Genomic DNA, 19,339 nt, shown 5'->3' on the forward strand with positions numbered 1-19,339 from the left:
AACCTCCTGTTATTTAATGCCGTAATATATAGCAGCTAAGACCATAGGAATAGGACCTAAAATTGCTGTTAATGCCCAAATACCCACCCCAATATCCATTGGGATATTAAGTATATAAACGCATACCCAGTAGGTTAAGCCACCAATCACAACATTCATAGCCACCCGTTTAATGGTGAAAAATGCTACTCTGAAAGCAATGTAGGCTACAGCAATGGAAATAACCGCCGATATAATCGGTGATGCTAATAAAGCTCCCATACTACTATCCTTTCATTTCTTGACGGTTCACTACGGCACCGCCTAGCGTTAATTCATCGGCATATTCGATATCGCCACCCACAGGAACACCGCGGGCAATGCGCGTTACCTTGATGCCACTTGGACTTAATAATCTCGCCAAATACAGAGCTGTTGCTTCCCCTTCGACATCTGGGTCTGTCGCGAGGATAACCTCTTGTACAACACCATCACGAAGGCGTGCAATCAATTCTTTTACGCGAATATCGTCAGCACCGATGCCCTCCATAGGGGACAAAGCGCCTTCCAATACATGATACAAGCCCTTATAATCACCACTGCGCTCGATAGCAATGACATCGCGAGATGTTTCAACAACCATAATCGTCGTTTGATCGCGATTTGGATTGCTACAGAATTCGCAAGGATCTTGAGCTGATAAGTTAAAGCAAATAGAACAGTGACGCGTAGCCCCCTTCGCTTCTACGATGGTTTCCACGAGGCGGTCTACCTCTTCCTTCGGCATTTCTACCAAATGATAAGCCAAGCGTCTAGCCGACTTGGAACCGATGCCAGGCAAGCGGCGTAGCTGTTCTACGAGCCGTTCTAAAGCGTTTGTCATTTAGAATAAACCTGTTGGCAAGTTAAGACCACCAGTTACTTTGCCCATTTCTTGAGCCAAGAGGTCGTCTACTTTTTTGCTAGCTTCGTTTACTGCAGCCATTACTAAATCCTCTAACATTTCCACATCTTCAGGATCAACAGCTGTAGGATTCAATTTCAAAGACTCGATGATTTTTTCACCGTTCATCACAACAGTTACAGCACCGCCACCAACGGAAGCCTCTACAGTACGAGTTTTTAACTCTTCTTGCATTTTCTTCATATCTGCTTGCATTTTTTGAACTTTTTTCATCATGCCAGTCATATTGCCCATACCTTTACCAAACATTGTATTTCCTCCTTTTAGGACATCGTCCTATACTAATATTCTAAGTCCATATCATTAACAATATATGACATAGATTTATTACATATGTGTCACCTAATAGCCCCAAGGCCAAAGGTTATTATATAACAATTACTTTTTATCTATTCTTCGATAACCTCGACTATGATGTCATGGTCTTCAGATAATTTTTCTAATGTTTCCGCCAAGAGAGGATTGTTTCGTTCCTCTTCTGTCATATGCTCTGGATCCCAGGCGTATTCTCGAGCCACCGTAACGCTATCGATTGCTTCTACTTCAATAGGTGCTGGTGAAAGCATTGTATTTCCATCACTTTGGTATGGGGTTCCCTCACGAGGTTCACCCCCATCAGACTTTGGGACAGCTTCAACCTCGATATGCGCACCGCTATCCATAGGGCGCTCTAACACTTCGCCATCCTCGCTGATAACAGTCACACTATCTAATGGATGTGGTGGCATATCATCTAAGGATGATACATAAGAACCCTCCATATCGTCTACAGGCACATCATCAAAGGAATGAACCGGAATATCATCCCCTTCTATAGAACCTGCTAAAGACTCAATAGAAATTTCACCATCTGGCACCTGTGTCGCAGAACTACCATCAAAGGATGTAATTGGCACATCACCACTGGATGCTGGCTCTGTTTCTACGCCAGCTCCTAATGCAGTTTCTGATGCATCTATTGTAGTTGTATTCGCACTATCACTAACTACCGTATTTGCAACGGCACCGCCGGTTTTCTTAGCTAAGAATGCCATCGCCGCAGCCTTAGCCGCGTCCACGGCTGCAGAATCAGGCTTACTCTCTTGCGGATTATTGGTTAAATCCATTTGTGTCGGTTCCGCACCTGAAGTCGTCTTTACGTCAACCATCGGTTCTTGTGGTCGTTGGGGTGCTTTTACTTGGCGTTGTGTGGTGCTACCAGCAGCCTTTTTATAGTCTTTATAAACTTGCGTGAGAGCATCCACGATTTCTACATGTACTGCATAGCCCAGTGTATAGGTGAAAGCATCAACCGCCTCCGCCAAATTCACTTCATTGGTCATTACATTGAGATGCAATGCATTTTTAAAGGCCATGACCGCCTTGCTTTGGTCTACGTACACCAGCTGACCTTGACCGATAACGGTAGAGGTCATATTGCGATTGCTATCCTTCAAGTATTTAATCACATTGGATTGTACATTGCGATACTCTTGAGCAGACAAGATTTGGTCACTAATGATGGCCTGTGTACTAATGCCTTTTTTACCGCGACCTTTAGCTTGGTTTCTCGTGTTTTTTCGGGAAACTGGGTCTCCATTATTCGGTGGTGGCGCCATGCCAACGCCGCCCATTGGTGGCGGAGCCATACCCACTCCATTCATCGGAGGCGGTGTACTACCTGGTGCTCCCATCGGTGGAGGCGTCATACCTATACTCGCAGGCGGTGGTGTCATGCCTACGCTGCTTGGAGGTGGCACAGTGCCAACAGCAGTATTTTGAATACTACTCATGGAAGAATTCTGTACAGCAGCATTATCTACAGGAACAAAGCTGTTCGCATAGCCGCTAGGTGGACCAAATGCATTAGCACTATAAGCTGGTGTAGGAGCCGCTGGGCCTCGTTGTTCCAATTGAGCCATGCGGTTCAATAAATCATTTCGTTCAGATCGCTCAGCACTTTCTAGAGCATATACACGATCTTCTAAGCTTTCATCAACAGAGCCTAATTTAGCACAAAGCACGAGTAGACCCATTTCGATGATGGTTCGTGGATTGTCCACTTGTTTCGCATCATTCATGATGGATTGAGCACTGCGTACATATTGGTTAAGTTCATTGAAATCAACACTATTGGCCTGAGCTAGGAACTCATTCTTAAAGGTATCGTATACCTTGAGCTCATCCGCATCAGGAGCCACCTTACCAACGAGCAAGGCACGCACATGTTGAATGAGGGCTTCCATAATCTGCGTCGCATCGCGACCTTCCGCCAATGCATCGTGAACGTAGGATAATACTTTAGGGCCATCGCCGTTGCGCAAAGCATCTAGGAAGTGAATAATCCATTCCTTACTTACGAGACCGATTAACTCTTCCACCACTTGCGGTGTAATAGAGCCCGTTGCCATACCTGCACATTGGTCTAGAATACTCAAGGCATCACGCAAACCACCATCTGCATGAACAGCGATAAGCTGAGCCGCCGCAGAATCAAGACCAAAGCCTTCTTTTTCTGCTACGTAAGATAACCGTTGTGCGATGTCATCAGAAGTAATGCGTCTAAAAGTATAGCGCTGACAACGAGACACGATAGTAACAGGCAATTTTTCAATTTCTGTAGTGGCAAAGATAAACATCACATGAGCAGGAGGTTCTTCGATTGTTTTTAAAAGCGCGTTCCACGCCTCTGTAGTGAGCATGTGGGCTTCGTCTATGATAAAAACCTTTTTACGCCCTTCAACAGGCATAAATTTGACGCTTTCACGAAGAGCACGCACCTCATCGATACCGCGATTTGATGCGGCGTCAATTTCAAGAACATCCATGGACTGTCCGCTCAAAATCGATTTACAAGCACTACACTCGTTACAAGGGTGATCCGTTGGCCCCTGCTCGCAATTGATAGCGCGCGCAAAAATCTTCGCCATGCTCGTCTTACCAGTCCCCCGCGGACCGGCAAATAAATAGGCATGAGCTACCTTATCCTCCCGGATAGCGCGCATCAATGTATCAGACACCTGATGCTGACCAACTACATCGGTAAATGTCTGCGGACGATACTTACGATATAGCGCAATATATGCCATTGGAACACCCCCTTTTTTCCGAAACTTGCAATACTTTATTATACCATATTCAAGAAAATCCGACTCATTTTATAGAGTTTTATCAGTAATTTACACTAGTCATTTGAGCCCATCAATTAGACATAAAAAAAGCGGCCCCACAGGCCGCCTTGCAATATTCGATCACGACAGCCCCCGGGGTCCCCGTGGCACATGAAGGTTACCGCTTAGTGCTGCTACCTCTCAGTCCTGACACGATTCACAGGCCTCCATTGCACAGGCCCGAGAACTGCCATGATCCAATATTGCAATACAAATATTATACATGAAAAAGCCTCTATAGTCAAAGCTATAGAGGCTTTTCATATATCCTATCCAAACGATATTCAATCAAATTAAAAATTATTTTGCATATTTCTCTTTAAATGCAGCCAATTGTGCTTCTTCTAAGGATAAGCCTTGTTCTTTGAAGCGTTCAATAGCAGCTTGCATTTCTTCATAGGCTACAGGCACAACTTTTGTAAATCTGTTTACAAAGTTATTCCAGTTTTCTAAGATGTGACGGCCTTTAGCAGAGTTAGTATGCAATACATGTTGTTCTACTAGTTCTTTAATGCGTTTAAGGTCATCATTATTGGCAGTACGTAATTCTACGAGACCTGTGTTGACATAGCGTTCATCGCAATCAAGGATGTACGCATAGCCACCGGACATACCTGCTCCAAAGTTACGGCCAATTTTACCGAGTACGAGCACTTCGCCACCAGTCATGTATTCACAGCCATGGTCGCCGACGCCTTCCACAACGGCAGTGATACCGCTGTTACGTACGGCGAAACGTTCACCAGCTACACCGTTGATGTAGGATGTACCAGAGGTTGCACCATAGAAGGCAACGTTACCGATAAGGATATTTTCATCAGCTTCAAAGATGGATTTCTTAGGTGGATATACAGTGATAGTACCGCCGGACAAGCCTTTACCGAGGTAATCATTCGCATCACCTTCAAGTTCTAGTGTCATGCCTTTAGGAATGAAAGCACCGAAGGATTGACCCGCAGAGCCTTCGAAATTCAACTTGATTGTATTGTCTGGCAAGCCGCTTTCACCATAACGACGTGTCACCTCAGAACCAACCAAGGTACCTACAACGCGGTTGATGTTAGTGATAGCCAATTTAGCGCGAATCGGTTTTTGATCCTCAATAGCAGGACGGCACATACGCAAAAGTTTGGACATATCCAAGGTGCGTTCCAACTCGTGATCTTGGTCAACCATGTGCATATGTCCCACAGAGGAATCAATGTATGGACGGAACAATATGCGTTTAAGATCAACGCGAGACAATTTGAAGTTATCATCTTGAGATTTTTGACGCACAAGATCGATACGACCAACGAGCTCAGCTACGGAGCAAATACCTAAACGAGCCATGATTTCACGCAATTCACGTGCGATGAAAATCATCAAGTTTTCAACATATTCAGGCTTACCTGTGAAACGAGCACGCAATTTTTCATCTTGTGTAGCTACACCGTAAGGGCATGTATTAAGATTACATACACGAGCCATTTTACAGCCCACCGCAACGAGTGGCAATGTACCAAAGCCGAATAACTCAGCACCGAGCATGGCTGCTACAGCCACATCAAAACCAGTCATCAACTTGGAGTCTACCTCTAATTGAACACGGTCACGCAATCTGTTGAGCATCAAGGTTTGATGAGTTTCAGAGAGACCAAGTTCCCAAGGTACACCTGCATGTTTTACAGACGTGCGACCTGCTGCACCTGTACCACCATCGTATCCGGAAATCAAGATGTTATCTGCTTTTGCTTTCGCAACACCAGCAGCAATTGTGCCAACACCTGCTTCAGAAGTCAATTTAACGGAAATACGCGCATCTTTGTTGACGCATTTCAAGTCGTAAATCAACTCTGCCAAGTCTTCGATGGAGTAAATATCATGATGCGGTGGTGGAGATACGAGCTCAACGCCTGGAGTGGAGTGACGAGCCTTGGCAATTTCAGGATATACTTTTTTGCCTGGTAATTGACCGCCTTCACCTGGCTTAGCGCCTTGAGCACATTTGATTTGCAATTCTTTTGCATGAATGAGGTAGTTTGCGGTTACCCCAAAACGACCAGATGCAATCTGTTTTACTTCGGAGTTCATGCTATCGCCGTTTGGCAATGGTTTAAAACGATCTACATCTTCGCCGCCTTCACCAGAGTTAGATGTGGAGCCTAAACGATTCATAGCGATGGCAATGGCTTCATGCGCCTCTTTACTGATCGCACCGTAGCTCATAGCACCAGCTTTAAAGCGTTTTACGATGGATTCTTCAGGTTCAACCTCTTCGATAGGAATACCGCCACCTACAGGGTAGTTCAATTCCATCAAGGAACGCAATGTAACGTGGTAATCATTGCGAATCGCTTTGGAATATTCTTTATATTTTGCGTAGTCGCCGTTGATAAGAGATTCTTGTAAAAGCTCGATTGTCTTAGGATTGAATAGATGCTCTTCCCCATCTTTTACAGGACCATACCAACCGCCTGGTTCGAGTACTGTTTCATCGGATTTGAAAGCACGTTCAAAACGAGCTAATGCTTCATGTGCTACCCCACCAAGACCAATACCGCCAATACGTGTTGGTGTATTTACGAAGAACTTATTAATGAAGTTAGTATTCAAGCCCAACGCTTCAAAGATTTGTGCACCGTGGTAGGAACGAACTGTGGAAATACCCATTTTGGACATGACCTTCATAATGCCACCTACAGCGGCCTTGATGTAGTTCTTTTCTGCCTGTTCTGGTGTAATATCGCCAAGACGTTTCCGAGCTTGTAAATCGCGTACAGTTTCAAGCGCCAAGTATGGGTTGATAGCTGTTACACCATAGCCGATTAATGTACAGAAGTGATGTACTTCACGAGGTTCACCAGATTCAAGGATGAGACCAATTTCTGTACGCAATACTTTGCTAATCAAGTGATTGTGAACGGCTGCTACAGCCAACAACGCTGGAATTGGCGCATGATGTTCATCGACACCACGATCAGATAAAATCAATACATTTTGATCTGTACGAGCTGCTTCTTCTGCCTTAGCACACAATTCATCTAATGCATCGCGCAAGCCTTCGGCACCCTTAGTTGGATCAAATAGGATTGGCAAGGTTACAGATTTCATGCGACGGCAATCAAGAGCTTTAATGGATGCCAATTCTTGGTTTGTAAGAATTGGGGTACGCATGGACAATGCATAGGTACCAGCTTTGTTAGGTTCTGTTAAATTCCCAGAGTTACCAAGCATAACCCGTGTAGATGTAACCATTTCCTCACGAATAGAATCAATTGGAGGATTCGTTACTTGCGCAAACATTTGCTTGAAGTAGCTATATAACAATTGTGGTTTATCTGACAAGATAGCTAAAGGCGCGTCCGCTCCCATGGCACCAACAGGATCTTTCCCATCTTTTGCCATAGGCACGATCATGCGCACAAGGTCTTCTTGGGTATAACCAAAAGCTTGTTGTTCTTTGAATAAATCATCTACTGTTGGAATTGTACTTTCATCGGCTTGCGTAATTTCAGACAAATGAATAACGTGTTCCTTTACCCATTCATTGTATGGTAATTCAGTAGCGACACGATGTTTGATTTCTTCATCAGAGATGATACGTTGCTCCGCTGTATCAATGAGTAGCATTTTACCTGGTTCCAAACGGCCTTTAGCGCGGATGTTTTCAGCATTTTCGTTTACAACGCCAACCTCGGAGGCCATGATAACGCGATCATCTGTTGTCACATAGTAACGAGCAGGACGCAAACCGTTACGGTCAAGGACACCGCCGATAACTGTACCATCGGTAAAGCCCATAGCCGCAGGACCATCCCAAGGTTCCATCATAAAGCTATTGAACTCATAGAAATCATGTTTTTCTTGACTCATGAGATTATTGCGTTCCCAAGGCTCAGGAATCATCATCATAATCGCATGAGGCAAGGAGCGGCCTGTCATGTGCAAGAATTCTAATGTGTTATCAAACATAGCAGAGTCAGATCCGCTATCATCTACTACAGGGAATACCTTTTTGATATCTGGGAACAATGGAGATTCCGCTTTACCTTCACGAGCATTGATCCAGTTTACATTGCCGCGAATGGTGTTGATTTCACCATTGTGAACTAAGAAACGGTTAGGATGTGCTCGAGCCCAACTTGGGAATGTATTCGTACTGAAGCGGGAGTGAACCATTGCCAATGCGGAGGTAAAATCAAGGTCGCTCAAATCAAGGTAAAAGTCGCGCAATTGACCAGGTGTTAACATACCTTTATATACGATTGTTTTAGAAGACAAGGAGGCAATATAAAAATCGCTAGACAATTCCTTGCTCAATGGAATAATGCGTTTTTCCGCCAATTTACGAATGATATATAATTTGCGTTCAAATTCCTTATTGTTAGTTACATCTGGGCCTTTGCCGATAAGGATTTGAATCATCCAAGGACGAATCGCCGCAGCCTCTTTACCAACCTTTGTACCATCTACCGGTACTTCACGCCAGCCGAGAACAACTTGCCCCTCTTCGCGTACGACCTCTTCGAGAATTCGTTTTTGCTCGTTACGGAGACTTTCATATTTATGGGCAAAGACCATACCTACGCCATATTCGCCAGCTGCAGGTAGATTAATACCAAGCACTTCACACTCGCGCTTGAAGAACTCATGTGGGATTTGTACTAAAATACCGGCACCATCCCCAGTATCCTTGTCGGCACCGGCACCGCCACGATGTTCCAAGCGCTCTAAAATGCGTAAACCATCGTCGATAATATCATGAGATTTTTTCCCCTTAATATTAACAACGAAGCCCATGCCACACGCATCCTTTTCAAATTGGCTACTGTACATACCATTGGCTTCAAGTCTAGCTTGATCTAGACGTTGTTGCTCTATTGTGCTTTGCTTCATATCCATAACGTGCACTCCTTCATATCACTTGATCATTCCAAGCACTGCGGCATCGTTCCGTTCGGTCTTGGTAAAAGTATAACTAACAAACTATTTCTCTATAAAATTATCAATTTAACATTCTATAGAATTTTATGTCTATACACAGTATACTCCTGTCCACTGTGAATTGAAAATATAAAAAAAACATAGTCTATGCTTTTCATGCATAGACTATGAGTTTTTATCACTATTGTTTTTTGTATACAAGGATACAGGGATAATAAGCTTCTCATCCAATAAATACGATAGTCTTATTATTTAGAGTGGAAAAACCAACAGTTATTTTTCTCGACCAAAATTATCCCCTACTTCACAGGTAATCGTAATAGCTTCGTCTTTACCATACGGCACGAAAGTTAGCTCTGATGCGTGCAAACATTGGCGTGTATAGGGCTTATTGCGCGTACCATACATAGCATCACCAATAATAGGGTGACCAATATGTTCCATGTGAACCCGAATTTGATGAGTTCTGCCAGTCAACAACTTAAAACGTAACAGAGTGTTGTCTCCTTCATGACCGAGAACGGTATATTCCGTTTGAGCCGACTGACCAAACTCATCGATAACACGGCGATTATCAAATACTGGATCTACCCCAATAGGCGCATCTACCATGCCATCCACATCAATACGACCTTCTACAAGTCCTGTATAAATACGATCGATACGCCCTGCTTGTAGCTCATCAGTATAATATTGTTGTGCTTCCTTTGTTTTACCAAATAGAATACACCCCGATGTATCTCGGTCGAGGCGATGCACAGGACGAACCTTATGAACTACACCCTTTTTCGCATAATAACCAGCTATATAATTGCTTAAGGTGCAAGACTTTGTTTGCCCTGCTGGATGAACGAGCATAAAAGGAGCCTTATTCACAACTAGGGTATGAGCATCTTCATAGAGAACGGTAATCGGCCCCTTTTCTACGTCTACTCCATAATCCTTATCTTGTGGTAATTCTAAGGTTAATACATCACCCTTTTTAAGTGCTCGCTGCGAATGAGCCACACGGCTATTAACTTTTACCCGTTTCTTGCGAAACATCATTTGGATATCCCGAGCGGATAGGGAAAATCGTTCCTTTACATATTTAGAGACCGTCAACTCTGTCGGTTCTTTCACCGTATATGTTTTCCAGCTCATATTACCACCACTCGTTAATATACGTTTTTTGTTCAGGATAGAGAATATCGAAATAGTCTAACCATTCTTCGCTTACTGAAAGTTTCCCTTCAAACGCAAGGTCTCGAGCCGTAAGTGTGCCCATTAATAACTGGCTCAACGCACCGACCTCAATGGTAATATCTGTTTCATCCTCTATCGTATCAGAAATCTTTTTAACGGATGGAGTTAATGCACTGCCATATTGTACTTCATAGCGACCTTCGTTCCAACTGCAAAGCCCATCTTTTACAGCAAAGATCATTGTTATAGGCATCATCAATGCCTCTTGATTGACAGGAATTGCTTCAAAAGCAGCTTTTACATCTACAATACGACTCATCATATATGGCATGGTAGCGTGGCCAGTTCTACCATCAGGATAGAAGCGATAATATGTATCGTGAAGGCCTTCATTCCAACGGATAGACGTACCTTGAGAACGGTGATTATAGAAATAATTTAATAATGCACGTTGTGCACGGCGTGTCGTGTAAACCAGCTCAGTAACAGGAATTTCAGGCTGACCTAAACGATACACTGCATAGCCTTCAATGACATGGTCATCGTTGCGCACTACAGCAACATTTACACCTTCTGCAAAGAAGCTGCCTAACAAACGTTTCCATTCCTTTTCGCCACGTTCTGCGTAGCCAGAAAGACGAGCCGTATATGTTTTATATACTGGATCTAACAAAGTCCATTGATCTACGCTATTTAGTAAGCCAAAGCTCAACGTTTTATCTGTCATAGGGCGCAAGTCTTCTAGCGACATGGTGTTCACCCATTGATGAGCATAAAGTTCCCAACCATATTGCTGATAGAACGCTGCCTTGGATGGCATCAAAATCGTCATAGCTTGACCGCGTTTACGAAGCTCCTCTAGTGCAGCAGTTAACAGTGCACCGCCTACACCACCACGGCGGGCTGCTGGATGCGTTGCAACGCCTACCATATAGCTCGTAGGCAATACGGCACCACGTACATTAAGATTGTATTGACGCAAATGAACGGTACTCAACAATTGGTCCTGTTCTAACCCGACCATTGTATTCTCTGGTTCATAGCAATTTGTAAAATAATATTGAAAGAATGGATCTTCCTTTGGTTCAAAGCAGTACGCCCATAGATTTTCTACATGAGGCGTATCTTGAGCCATCGCAATTCTAAATTCCATAATTTTGTCCTCGTTATATCATAAGAGCCGTTATCTATCTATCGCGTCACAGCGTATAATATCTAATCTGATCTAATTTAAGCACATCATATCGCCATATCGCCATATCGCCATATCGCCATATCGCCATATCGCCATGATGATACGATAGTTACATTCAAATAGATAGTCTAACAATTCTATTATAACAAAATGAGCTATGAAGCACATCGACTTCATAGCTCAGATTTTATTTACCACCTGTCGCATTATCTGCTTCGTTAGCATATACTGCGTCATATTTTTCAGCAAAATGATCTGGGTTATAAGATTCTTTTGCTTGGCGAAGACCAGGCAAGCCCATATCTTCTTCACGGTTAATGAATTCTACATCGCTGAATTCATGACGAATAAATTCATTATTGATCGCTTGGTACAAACCACGAATATCTGGATTTGCTTTTTCAATATGAATCAACGCCATTTTATCATTCAACAATTCACCGATACTGAAAGCTTCCACGCGGCCAAACAATTTAATGGTGCCGCCTTTAAGGCCTAGCACATCCCAGTTATCAAATAATAAATTGATAGCAACCAATTCATCTTCGATACCTTCTTCATGATGGGTTTCTACCCAAGATGCTGCTGTTTCGCGGCATAATGGAATGATATCTTCTGTAATTGGCACATATTCATAGTTGGAATATTGCATGCGGAATTGATTTAAATGGTTTTTCTTTTGACGGAACTTCTTACCGGACAAATTGATAAGATCTTCAGACTTATAAATGTATTCGTAGTTATCGCGGTCAGGTGTGAATGTGTAGCGTCCAGGACATAATTCTTCCATGCGCTCTTTCATGATTTTGCTAATACCTTTGAAGCGGAATGGCAATTTATTTTCCACAAACCATTCTTTAGCGCGCAATAAACCATCAAGGAACTTTGCATCTTTACCAGCAAATGGAGGCAATAGGAATGGTTCACGCTTACCGCCACCTTGAATGTACAACACGCCATTTTCTTCAGCCCAACGAATGCCGTACGCATCTTGCCACATAAATAATGTAGTAAAGCAGTTATCAGATGCTTCATAATGATGTTGTTCAAAATACTTGTCGATTAATGGTTTATCTCTTAATTCAAAACGTTTAAATTCTAAAATAATAATCCCTCCTATCAGATTCCTCTTCTGAGGTTACCGTCGTTATCGGTAAAAGTTGAATATAGCCAAATATTCATTAGGCTCTTCATAATACTCTATTGAAGTCACTTAATTTGTAGTTATAATTTTACAGATTCCCCTAATTCAAAGGTACCATCTGTAGTGATAACCTTATCACCTTCATTTAGGCCAGAAATAATCGCTACATCATCATCTACTGTAGTACCCACTTCAACAACACGTACGTCAACGGTATTATTTTCAGTTAACACATATATGTACTTGCCATCTTGGTTTTCACGAACCGCCTTAGTTGGAACGGTCAGCATCTTGGCTTTCACATTAGATTCAATAACGAGTGTATAGAATTCACCAGCCTTGATTAGGCCTTTCTCATTATTGAAAGTGGCTTTCACAAGAACACTTGGCACATTTTCAGGTTGAGTAATATCTACGTAAGTCAATTCACCTGGTAATTCTTGGTCACCTACCTTGAGAAGTACCTTCATGCCATTCTTCGCTTCAGGTGTACCTAATTTCATAGCCGCATCACGAGGAATGCTGAGGGATGCAACCATCGGCGTAGATTGCTGAATCATCATAAATGGACGGTCTGCAATCGCCATTTGACGGTCTTCGTTATAGATAGATGTTACAGTACCTGCTATAGGAGCCACGATTGTAGATGCCGCCATCTGAGCCGATACTTGTGCGATTTGTGCCTCAATGGCTGCCGTATTGATGCCTCCGCCACCACCGGTTGTAACTGTTGTAGTTTGTGGTTGAGATCGTTCCAAAATACGATCATATTCTTTTTGTGTGATTATGCCCGCTTCACGCATGCGTTGAGCCTGTTCCAGTTGAGTACTGTCTATAGATGCTGCAGTCGTAGTCGTCACAGCTGTGGCATATGATTGTGATTGGGCTTGCGCTAATTGTCCTTGCAAGGATGCTAGCTGTTGTTGTAAAGCCGATGTATCTACAGTTGCCACAGTTTGACCTTGCTGTACTTGATCGCCTACTTTCACGGCATACACGACCTGCCCCGTCAAGGTCGGCGTTATCGTCGCTTTATTAAGGGCCGTTACATTGGCATCATTATGAATCTGCAACGGCATATCCTTGTACGTTACCTCTGCGACGGATACGGTTTTCGTACCACATCCCGCAATAGCGAGTGTCATAATCATAACACCAAGGATAGCAATTACAGAGCAAAAACGATTTATTTGCATTCTGTCACTTCCTATCATATTGATTTTTATCAATACCTTAGTATATCATAAAATCAGTTAGAATTGTATGAAAGCTAATTCCTTTAATTTATGGATATAACGGAGGTTCTCATGGAAGAACGGATGGACTTTAGGATTTTAAATAATGGTAGCTTCATTCCCTCCATCGGTTATGGTACCTATAAAACAGGTACCGAAGGAGAGACTGAACAAGCTGTTGCTAATGCACTTAGCGTAGGCTATCGTTTACTCGATACGGCCGCCTATTATGGCAATGAAGAAGCCGTGGCTAAAGGAATCAGAGCATCTGGTATCAAACGAACAGATATAATCATCACTACTAAAATTTGGCACACCGATGCAGGCTACGATAATACGATGCGTGCTGTTGAAAGCTCCTTAAAGAAACTAGATACCAATTATATTGACATCATGCTCGTTCACCAACCTTTGGGCGATTACTACGGCTCTTGGCGCGCCATGGAGGAGTTATACGACCAAAATATATTGCGTGGGTTAGGTCTTTCTAACTTTTATGAAGACCGATTAATCGACTTGCTATATCACTGTAATGTAAAACCTGTAGTGAACCAAATTGAATGTCACCCATTCAACCAACGCCAAGCTCTTATACAATTGATGAGAAAGCATCAAGTTGTAGGCATGGCATGGTCTCCATTTACCCGTGATCGCCAACCGATTTTTGATCATCCTATCATCAAAAGCTTGGCTGAAAAATACGGTGTAACAAAGCATCAAATCATCTTGCGTTGGCATATTCAACGAGGCATCATTCCATTACCAAAGGCAAATAATGTAAGCCATATGGAAGCTAACTTTGATGTATTCGATTTCAAACTCACTAACATCGACATGGATGTTATGGAATTATTAGATCAACAAGACTTCTTAGAGGACCACCACACTGCACTAGGTCTTGAAAGATTATTACAACTTAAATAGAACATAAAAACAAAACCACTTATATCCTCCTTTAGGAATAGATATAAGTGGTTTATTTTAGTGCTCTTTATTTTATTATAGTTTATGTTAGTATACTTTATTTTATTTAGGTATATTAAATACGGCTTGAACAAGTATCATGTATACTACAGTGCCGGCTCCAATAGACATAAACATATTTCGTTTCCATACATGCATGCCAACGGTCACTAATAAAGCAATAAGTTCCGGTACTCCATATGGATAGGATAACACAATTGTATCTTTAAAGGTATACACAACAAGCATCCCCATAACCGCTGCAGGTAATGCCTTGCCTAAATACTGTACAAAATCTGGGGCCTTCTTACCAGGTGGGAAAATAAGAAAAGCAGAGAAACGTGTAAGTAATGTGCCCGCTACAACAATGGCAATGGTAATGACTATTTCAAAACTAGTCAAGATGTACACCTCCCCACTTATACGCTATATAACATACTACGAGCATACACCCCATAGAAGCAAGCATAAATAAGGATTTTCCCGTTAATAGAAGCATTGCTAGTGCTACAACGGCTCCAACAGCACCTAAGCCTCGAATATTATTACTTTTAGCATTAAATAACATTTCAAGGAATATAACAATAAATAAGCCAGGTAATACAAAACCAATACCTCGCAAATCTACAGATGCTAATAAATCACCGAACAATCCCCCTACAAGAGTACTCACCACCCAGAAGATATAATTAAGCCACGATACATGGAAGTAGAACCATTTTTCATCTACATCATCGGGTAACTTCGTAGATACATTAATTGCAAAGCTTTCATCACACATCCACGCAACTGTAGGAAACCATTTCCATCCCATATGCACATATCGCTGTAGTGCAGATAGACCATAGAAGAAATGGCGCCCATTGACAAACAAGGTCAACATAAAAGTATTCACTGAATCAAAGCCTGCCATTAACAGCCCAATAGTTACGAACTCCATGGAGCCTGCAAATATGGTACTAGCTAAAACAGGAGCGGTCCACCAAGGAAACCCTTGACTGGTAGCATACAAACCAAAGCCTACTCCAAGAAAAAGGAAACTAAGCCCCATGGGAATCATAATAGGAAGTGCAAAAGAAAATGCACTTCTATTTTTTATTTTATTTATAGGGAGCGCCTCCTTTCCATATCATACAAGTTTACACTGTTAATCCCCTTAATTATAAGGCACGCGTTAAAATCTCGCGAGCTACTTCTGGTGTTACATCACCATTTTCACCAAGTTGTGTCATGCCATGGTCCTCTAATTGTTTCACAATTTTATCAACTGCTTCTTCACCAAGACCATAGTCTTTCAAATGCGTAGATACGCCAAGGGACTCGAAGAATTCACGAGTTTTAGCGATAGCCTTGTCCGCTTTTTCTTCGTTTGTACCTTCTGTAATATGCCATACCCGTGTAGCATATTGTGCCAATTTTTCAAGTTTGTCTGCTTTTTTCACTTCTAACAATGCAGGTAATACGATAGCCAATGTAATACCATGGTCAAGATGGTACGCCGCAGTTAACTCATGTCCAATCAGATGAGTTGCCCAGTCTTGTGGCACGCCGGCACCAATTAAACCATTTAATGCCAATGTAGAGGCCCACACGTGGTTAGCACGAATATCGTAGTTTTCTGGATTTTCTACTGTTTCTTTGCCGATTTCAATCATAGTTTTTAAAATACCTTCGCTGAAACGATCTTGAATACGACCTTCTACAGGGTATGTTAAATACTGCTCTGTGGTATGCACAAAGGTATCGATAACGCCATTCTTAACTTGTCTTTCAGGCAAGGTGAAAGTCAATGTTGGATCAAGCATGGAGAACTTAGGGAATACTAAGCTACTGAATACAGGGTATTTACCGTCACCATAAGTAATAACTGCACCATTGTTCATTTCGGAACCAGTTGCAGGTAGTGTCATAACTGTGCCAAATGGTAATGGATTTGGTACCATGTCTACCGGAACCTCTGGCACACCAACTTTCATTACCTCAATAACGGGACCATCATAGGTAGCACCCATAACGATAAGTTTTGTAGCATCTACTACAGAACCGCCGCCTACAGCGAGAACGAAATCTACGCCATGTTCTTTAATGAAAGCTACCGCACGTTCACAAGTTTCAAGAGATGGGTTTGGCTCAATACCACCAAACTGCTCAACTTTGCGGTTACCAAGAGCTTTCACAATGCGATCAATAAGACCACTGTGCACAGCGGAGCCACCACCATAAGTAATGAGCACCTTTGCATCCTTTGGTACCAATGTATCTAATTCATCTAAACGGTCTTTACCAAATACGATATGTGTAGGGTTATAAAAATCAAAATTATACATACATCCTCCATTAATCCGACATATAGATATATGAATCCATATTAGAATTATACAAAAATATTTAAAATATAAATTTACTACCTAGCGATCACACATTCAATATAACACATTAATCAATATATTATATTGAATTGTATTATAAATGAGCTAGAATTTCACCATAGTTTTAATCTATAGCTAACTGATATGCTTTTATCATATACAAATCCCCTTCATCCATGATAGGATATAACCATTATAAGACTTGAAAGGGATGATTATATGAAATTAAAAACATTGTTAGCACCATTACTTATCGGTGCTCTTGCATTTACTATCGCTGGTTGTGGTAGTACATCAAATCAATCAACACAAACACAAAAAGAAATCAAAATAGGTGCTACATCTGGTCCTCATGCACAAGTAGCTGAAGCTGTAGCAAAAGAAGCTAAAAAACAAGGAATCGATCTTAAAGTAGTTGAATTCTCAGACTATGTAACACCTGATAAAGCCCTTGCAGATGGCGATATTCAACTGAATGCTTATCAACATGTACCATTTATGGAAAACTTTAACAAACAAAATGGTTCCAACTTAGTAGCAATCGGTAAAACAATTTTGGTGCGTATGGGCTTATATAGTAATAGCGTACACAGCGTACAAGATGTACCTGAAGGCGCTACTGTTTCTATCCCAAATGACCCTACTAATGGTGGTCGTGCATTAGCATTATTAGCTAAAGCTGGATTAATTACGTTAAAAGATGGTGTCGGCTTCAAAGCAACAGTTGCAGATATCACATCTAACCCGAAGAATATAAAGATTCAAGAACTAGAAGCAGCTCAATTACCTCGTAGTCTAGATGATGTAACAATTGCAGTTATTCCAATGAACTATGTGCAAAGTGCTGGTCTTAGTGTAGAAAAACAAGGTTTCTTCTTCGAATCTAAAGATGAACCACTAACAGTTATCGTACTTGCAGTTCGTAGTGAAGACAAAGACAACGAAACATACAAAAAAATTGCAGATATTTACAAATCTGATGCTATTAAACAATACATCGACGAAACATTCAAAGGCACTATTACAACTGCCAACTAATAAAGTTTATATCGTCACTATATAACTAAAAAGAGATGCCCCAATGATTACAATCATTGGGGCATCTCTTTTTTACTCTTCTGTATCAAATGTAACATCTAATGGTTGACGCTCTACAATATTGCGATATCGTACTTTAGGATATCCCATAAGAATGCCACCAGCTACAATTTTATCATCAGGTACACCTAATTCATCTAATAATGGTTGGTATTCAGCTTCTCCAGCATGTTCAAAGAAACCAGCCCAACAAGTACCAAGGCCTAAAGTCGGCGCATATAGCTCAGCATAAGACAAGCAAGAGTGACCACTATCATGGGTACGATGAATATCTTTTTTAGAGCCAATTGCCACTACGAGAGCCGGCGCATCGCGCAAGATATACTCCTTGCCTTTATCTACCTCTGCTTGAGCAGCACGAGCATAGAGACGCATAATCGGTACTGTTTTTGCAGCCAGATGCATCCACTCTAGAACAAGATCAGCAATACGGCGCAACGTTTGTTTATCTCGGATTACTATATACGAAATACCTTGTGTGTTAGTCGCTGTTGGCGCCATTCTTGCAACGTTTAGCACTTTGCGAATGAGCTCTACAGGGACTGGTCTATTTTGATAGTTACGAATAGAGCGACGACTACGCATGAATAGCTCAGCTTGCTCAGGCGTTAACTTAGGTTCCTTTGTAATATCGATTTGCTCCTTACGCGGTGTCATATCGCTATCAAGAGCAAGCGTTGGGCATACGGAAATACAATGCCCACAGGAGATACAACCTCCCCTGCCAGTTACAGGTCCAGCATCGGACATCACCAGCAATCCGGTCGGACAGTCAGCAACGCAAAGGCCGCATCGTGTACAGACTTCTGTATTGACGGTAAATAACATCTGAATATCCTCCAAATACTACTATAAAGTCTATTATAACATACAAAATCAAGTCATATCTAGTTTTAAACAATTATTCTAATTGTAATGGAACTAATCCCTGTTCCTATATTTGCCTTTTGGATGGGGCCCCGTTTCATTAATACAACTTGGTAAAAAAAGTAAGAATACGCTTGCTTGCTCCGTTCTTCGCAAAGTCGTTGCACAAGCGTATTCTTACTTTTTTATCACTGTATTTATAAAGATGCCCCATCCAAAAGCGTAAATAATCTAGCTAATACTTATATAGAGTCATTACAATTAC

15 protein-coding genes and 1 other RNA gene are annotated in these 19,339 nt (G+C 41.9%); 2 read left to right on the top strand and 14 right to left on the bottom strand.

All coding sequences use genetic code 11. The features are described from left to right. Nucleotides 1-9: 9 nt before the first annotated feature. The 10 genes from ACLRYO_RS04760 to ACLRYO_RS04805 all read right to left on the bottom strand — a co-directional run bounded on the left by ACLRYO_RS04760 (nucleotide 10) and on the right by ACLRYO_RS04805 (nucleotide 13,738). Nucleotides 10-261, bottom strand: a complete 252-nt coding sequence (locus ACLRYO_RS04760; RefSeq protein WP_156697296.1) for a hypothetical protein — start codon at nucleotides 259-261, stop codon at nucleotides 10-12. 4 nt (nucleotides 262-265) lie between these two features. Next, nucleotides 266-862 carry a recombination mediator RecR gene (gene recR, locus ACLRYO_RS04765; RefSeq protein ID WP_004694915.1) on the bottom strand — a complete coding sequence of 199 codons (597 nt, stop codon included), beginning with the start codon at nucleotides 860-862 and terminating at the stop codon, nucleotides 266-268. Further along, a complete protein-coding gene (locus ACLRYO_RS04770) occupies nucleotides 863-1,192 on the bottom strand; it encodes a YbaB/EbfC family nucleoid-associated protein (RefSeq protein WP_008714816.1) in 330 nt (109 codons plus the stop codon). 140 nt (nucleotides 1,193-1,332) lie between these two features. Continuing rightward, on the bottom strand, nucleotides 1,333-4,011 hold the full coding sequence (dnaX, locus tag ACLRYO_RS04775) for a DNA polymerase III subunit gamma/tau (protein WP_156697297.1): 2,679 nt from the start codon (nucleotides 4,009-4,011) through the stop codon (nucleotides 1,333-1,335). 139 nt (nucleotides 4,012-4,150) lie between these two features. Continuing rightward, nucleotides 4,151-4,365, bottom strand: an RNA gene (gene ffs, locus ACLRYO_RS04780) — signal recognition particle sRNA large type. A gap of 27 nt (nucleotides 4,366-4,392) precedes the next feature. Next, nucleotides 4,393-8,976, bottom strand: coding sequence for a glutamate synthase large subunit (gltB, locus tag ACLRYO_RS04785; protein WP_021148599.1), 4,584 nt, complete (start codon nucleotides 8,974-8,976; stop codon nucleotides 4,393-4,395). Nucleotides 8,977-9,291: 315 nt separating this feature from the next. Next, nucleotides 9,292-10,161, bottom strand: a complete 870-nt coding sequence (locus ACLRYO_RS04790) for an RluA family pseudouridine synthase (RefSeq protein ID WP_024061287.1) — start codon at nucleotides 10,159-10,161, stop codon at nucleotides 9,292-9,294. 1 nt (nucleotide 10,162) lies between these two features. Continuing rightward, nucleotides 10,163-11,356, bottom strand: coding sequence for an enhanced intracellular survival protein Eis (gene eis / locus ACLRYO_RS04795; protein ID WP_118091255.1), 1,194 nt, complete (start codon nucleotides 11,354-11,356; stop codon nucleotides 10,163-10,165). Between the two features lie 229 nt (nucleotides 11,357-11,585). Further along, the gene (locus ACLRYO_RS04800; protein WP_058948150.1) at nucleotides 11,586-12,521 is read right to left on the bottom strand and encodes a DUF2156 domain-containing protein; all 936 of its coding nucleotides are present in this window, start codon (nucleotides 12,519-12,521) and stop codon (nucleotides 11,586-11,588) included. Between the two features lie 101 nt (nucleotides 12,522-12,622). Next, nucleotides 12,623-13,738: an efflux RND transporter periplasmic adaptor subunit gene (locus tag ACLRYO_RS04805; RefSeq protein WP_156697300.1), complete on the bottom strand. Its 1,116-nt coding sequence runs from the start codon at nucleotides 13,736-13,738 to the stop codon at nucleotides 12,623-12,625. Nucleotides 13,739-13,849: 111 nt separating this feature from the next. Between ACLRYO_RS04805 and ACLRYO_RS04810 the strand changes: the two genes are divergently transcribed. After that, the gene (locus tag ACLRYO_RS04810; RefSeq protein ID WP_101928528.1) at nucleotides 13,850-14,701 is read left to right on the top strand and encodes an aldo/keto reductase; all 852 of its coding nucleotides are present in this window, start codon (nucleotides 13,850-13,852) and stop codon (nucleotides 14,699-14,701) included. 102 nt (nucleotides 14,702-14,803) lie between these two features. On the opposite strand, the gene ACLRYO_RS04815 is transcribed toward ACLRYO_RS04810, so the two are convergent. From ACLRYO_RS04815 to ACLRYO_RS04825, 3 genes are all read right to left on the bottom strand, one after another. Next, nucleotides 14,804-15,142: a branched-chain amino acid transporter permease gene (locus ACLRYO_RS04815; protein WP_101928529.1), complete on the bottom strand. Its 339-nt coding sequence runs from the start codon at nucleotides 15,140-15,142 to the stop codon at nucleotides 14,804-14,806. Beyond that, nucleotides 15,135-15,800, bottom strand: coding sequence for an AzlC family ABC transporter permease (locus ACLRYO_RS04820; protein ID WP_278457309.1), 666 nt, complete (start codon nucleotides 15,798-15,800; stop codon nucleotides 15,135-15,137). Before ACLRYO_RS04820 ends, ACLRYO_RS04815 begins: the two co-directional genes overlap by 8 nt. Before the next feature lie 100 nt (nucleotides 15,801-15,900). Beyond that, the gene (locus tag ACLRYO_RS04825; RefSeq protein ID WP_278457311.1) at nucleotides 15,901-17,067 is read right to left on the bottom strand and encodes an iron-containing alcohol dehydrogenase; all 1,167 of its coding nucleotides are present in this window, start codon (nucleotides 17,065-17,067) and stop codon (nucleotides 15,901-15,903) included. A gap of 261 nt (nucleotides 17,068-17,328) precedes the next feature. On the opposite strand from ACLRYO_RS04825, the gene ACLRYO_RS04830 reads away from it, so the two are divergent. Then, the gene (locus ACLRYO_RS04830) at nucleotides 17,329-18,147 is read left to right on the top strand and encodes a MetQ/NlpA family ABC transporter substrate-binding protein (protein WP_278457312.1); all 819 of its coding nucleotides are present in this window, start codon (nucleotides 17,329-17,331) and stop codon (nucleotides 18,145-18,147) included. Nucleotides 18,148-18,219: 72 nt separating this feature from the next. Here the strand turns inward: ACLRYO_RS04830 and ACLRYO_RS04835 are convergent, their stop codons facing one another. Then, complete coding sequence (locus tag ACLRYO_RS04835) at nucleotides 18,220-19,035, bottom strand: nitroreductase family protein (RefSeq protein WP_004694890.1); 816 nt, start codon at nucleotides 19,033-19,035, stop codon at nucleotides 18,220-18,222. Between the last annotated feature and the right edge of the window lie 304 nt (nucleotides 19,036-19,339).

Origin of the sequence: Veillonella parvula (genome assembly GCF_047241225.1) — a bacterium.
In the GTDB taxonomy this organism is placed as follows: Bacteria; Bacillota; Negativicutes; order Veillonellales; family Veillonellaceae; genus Veillonella; species Veillonella parvula_O.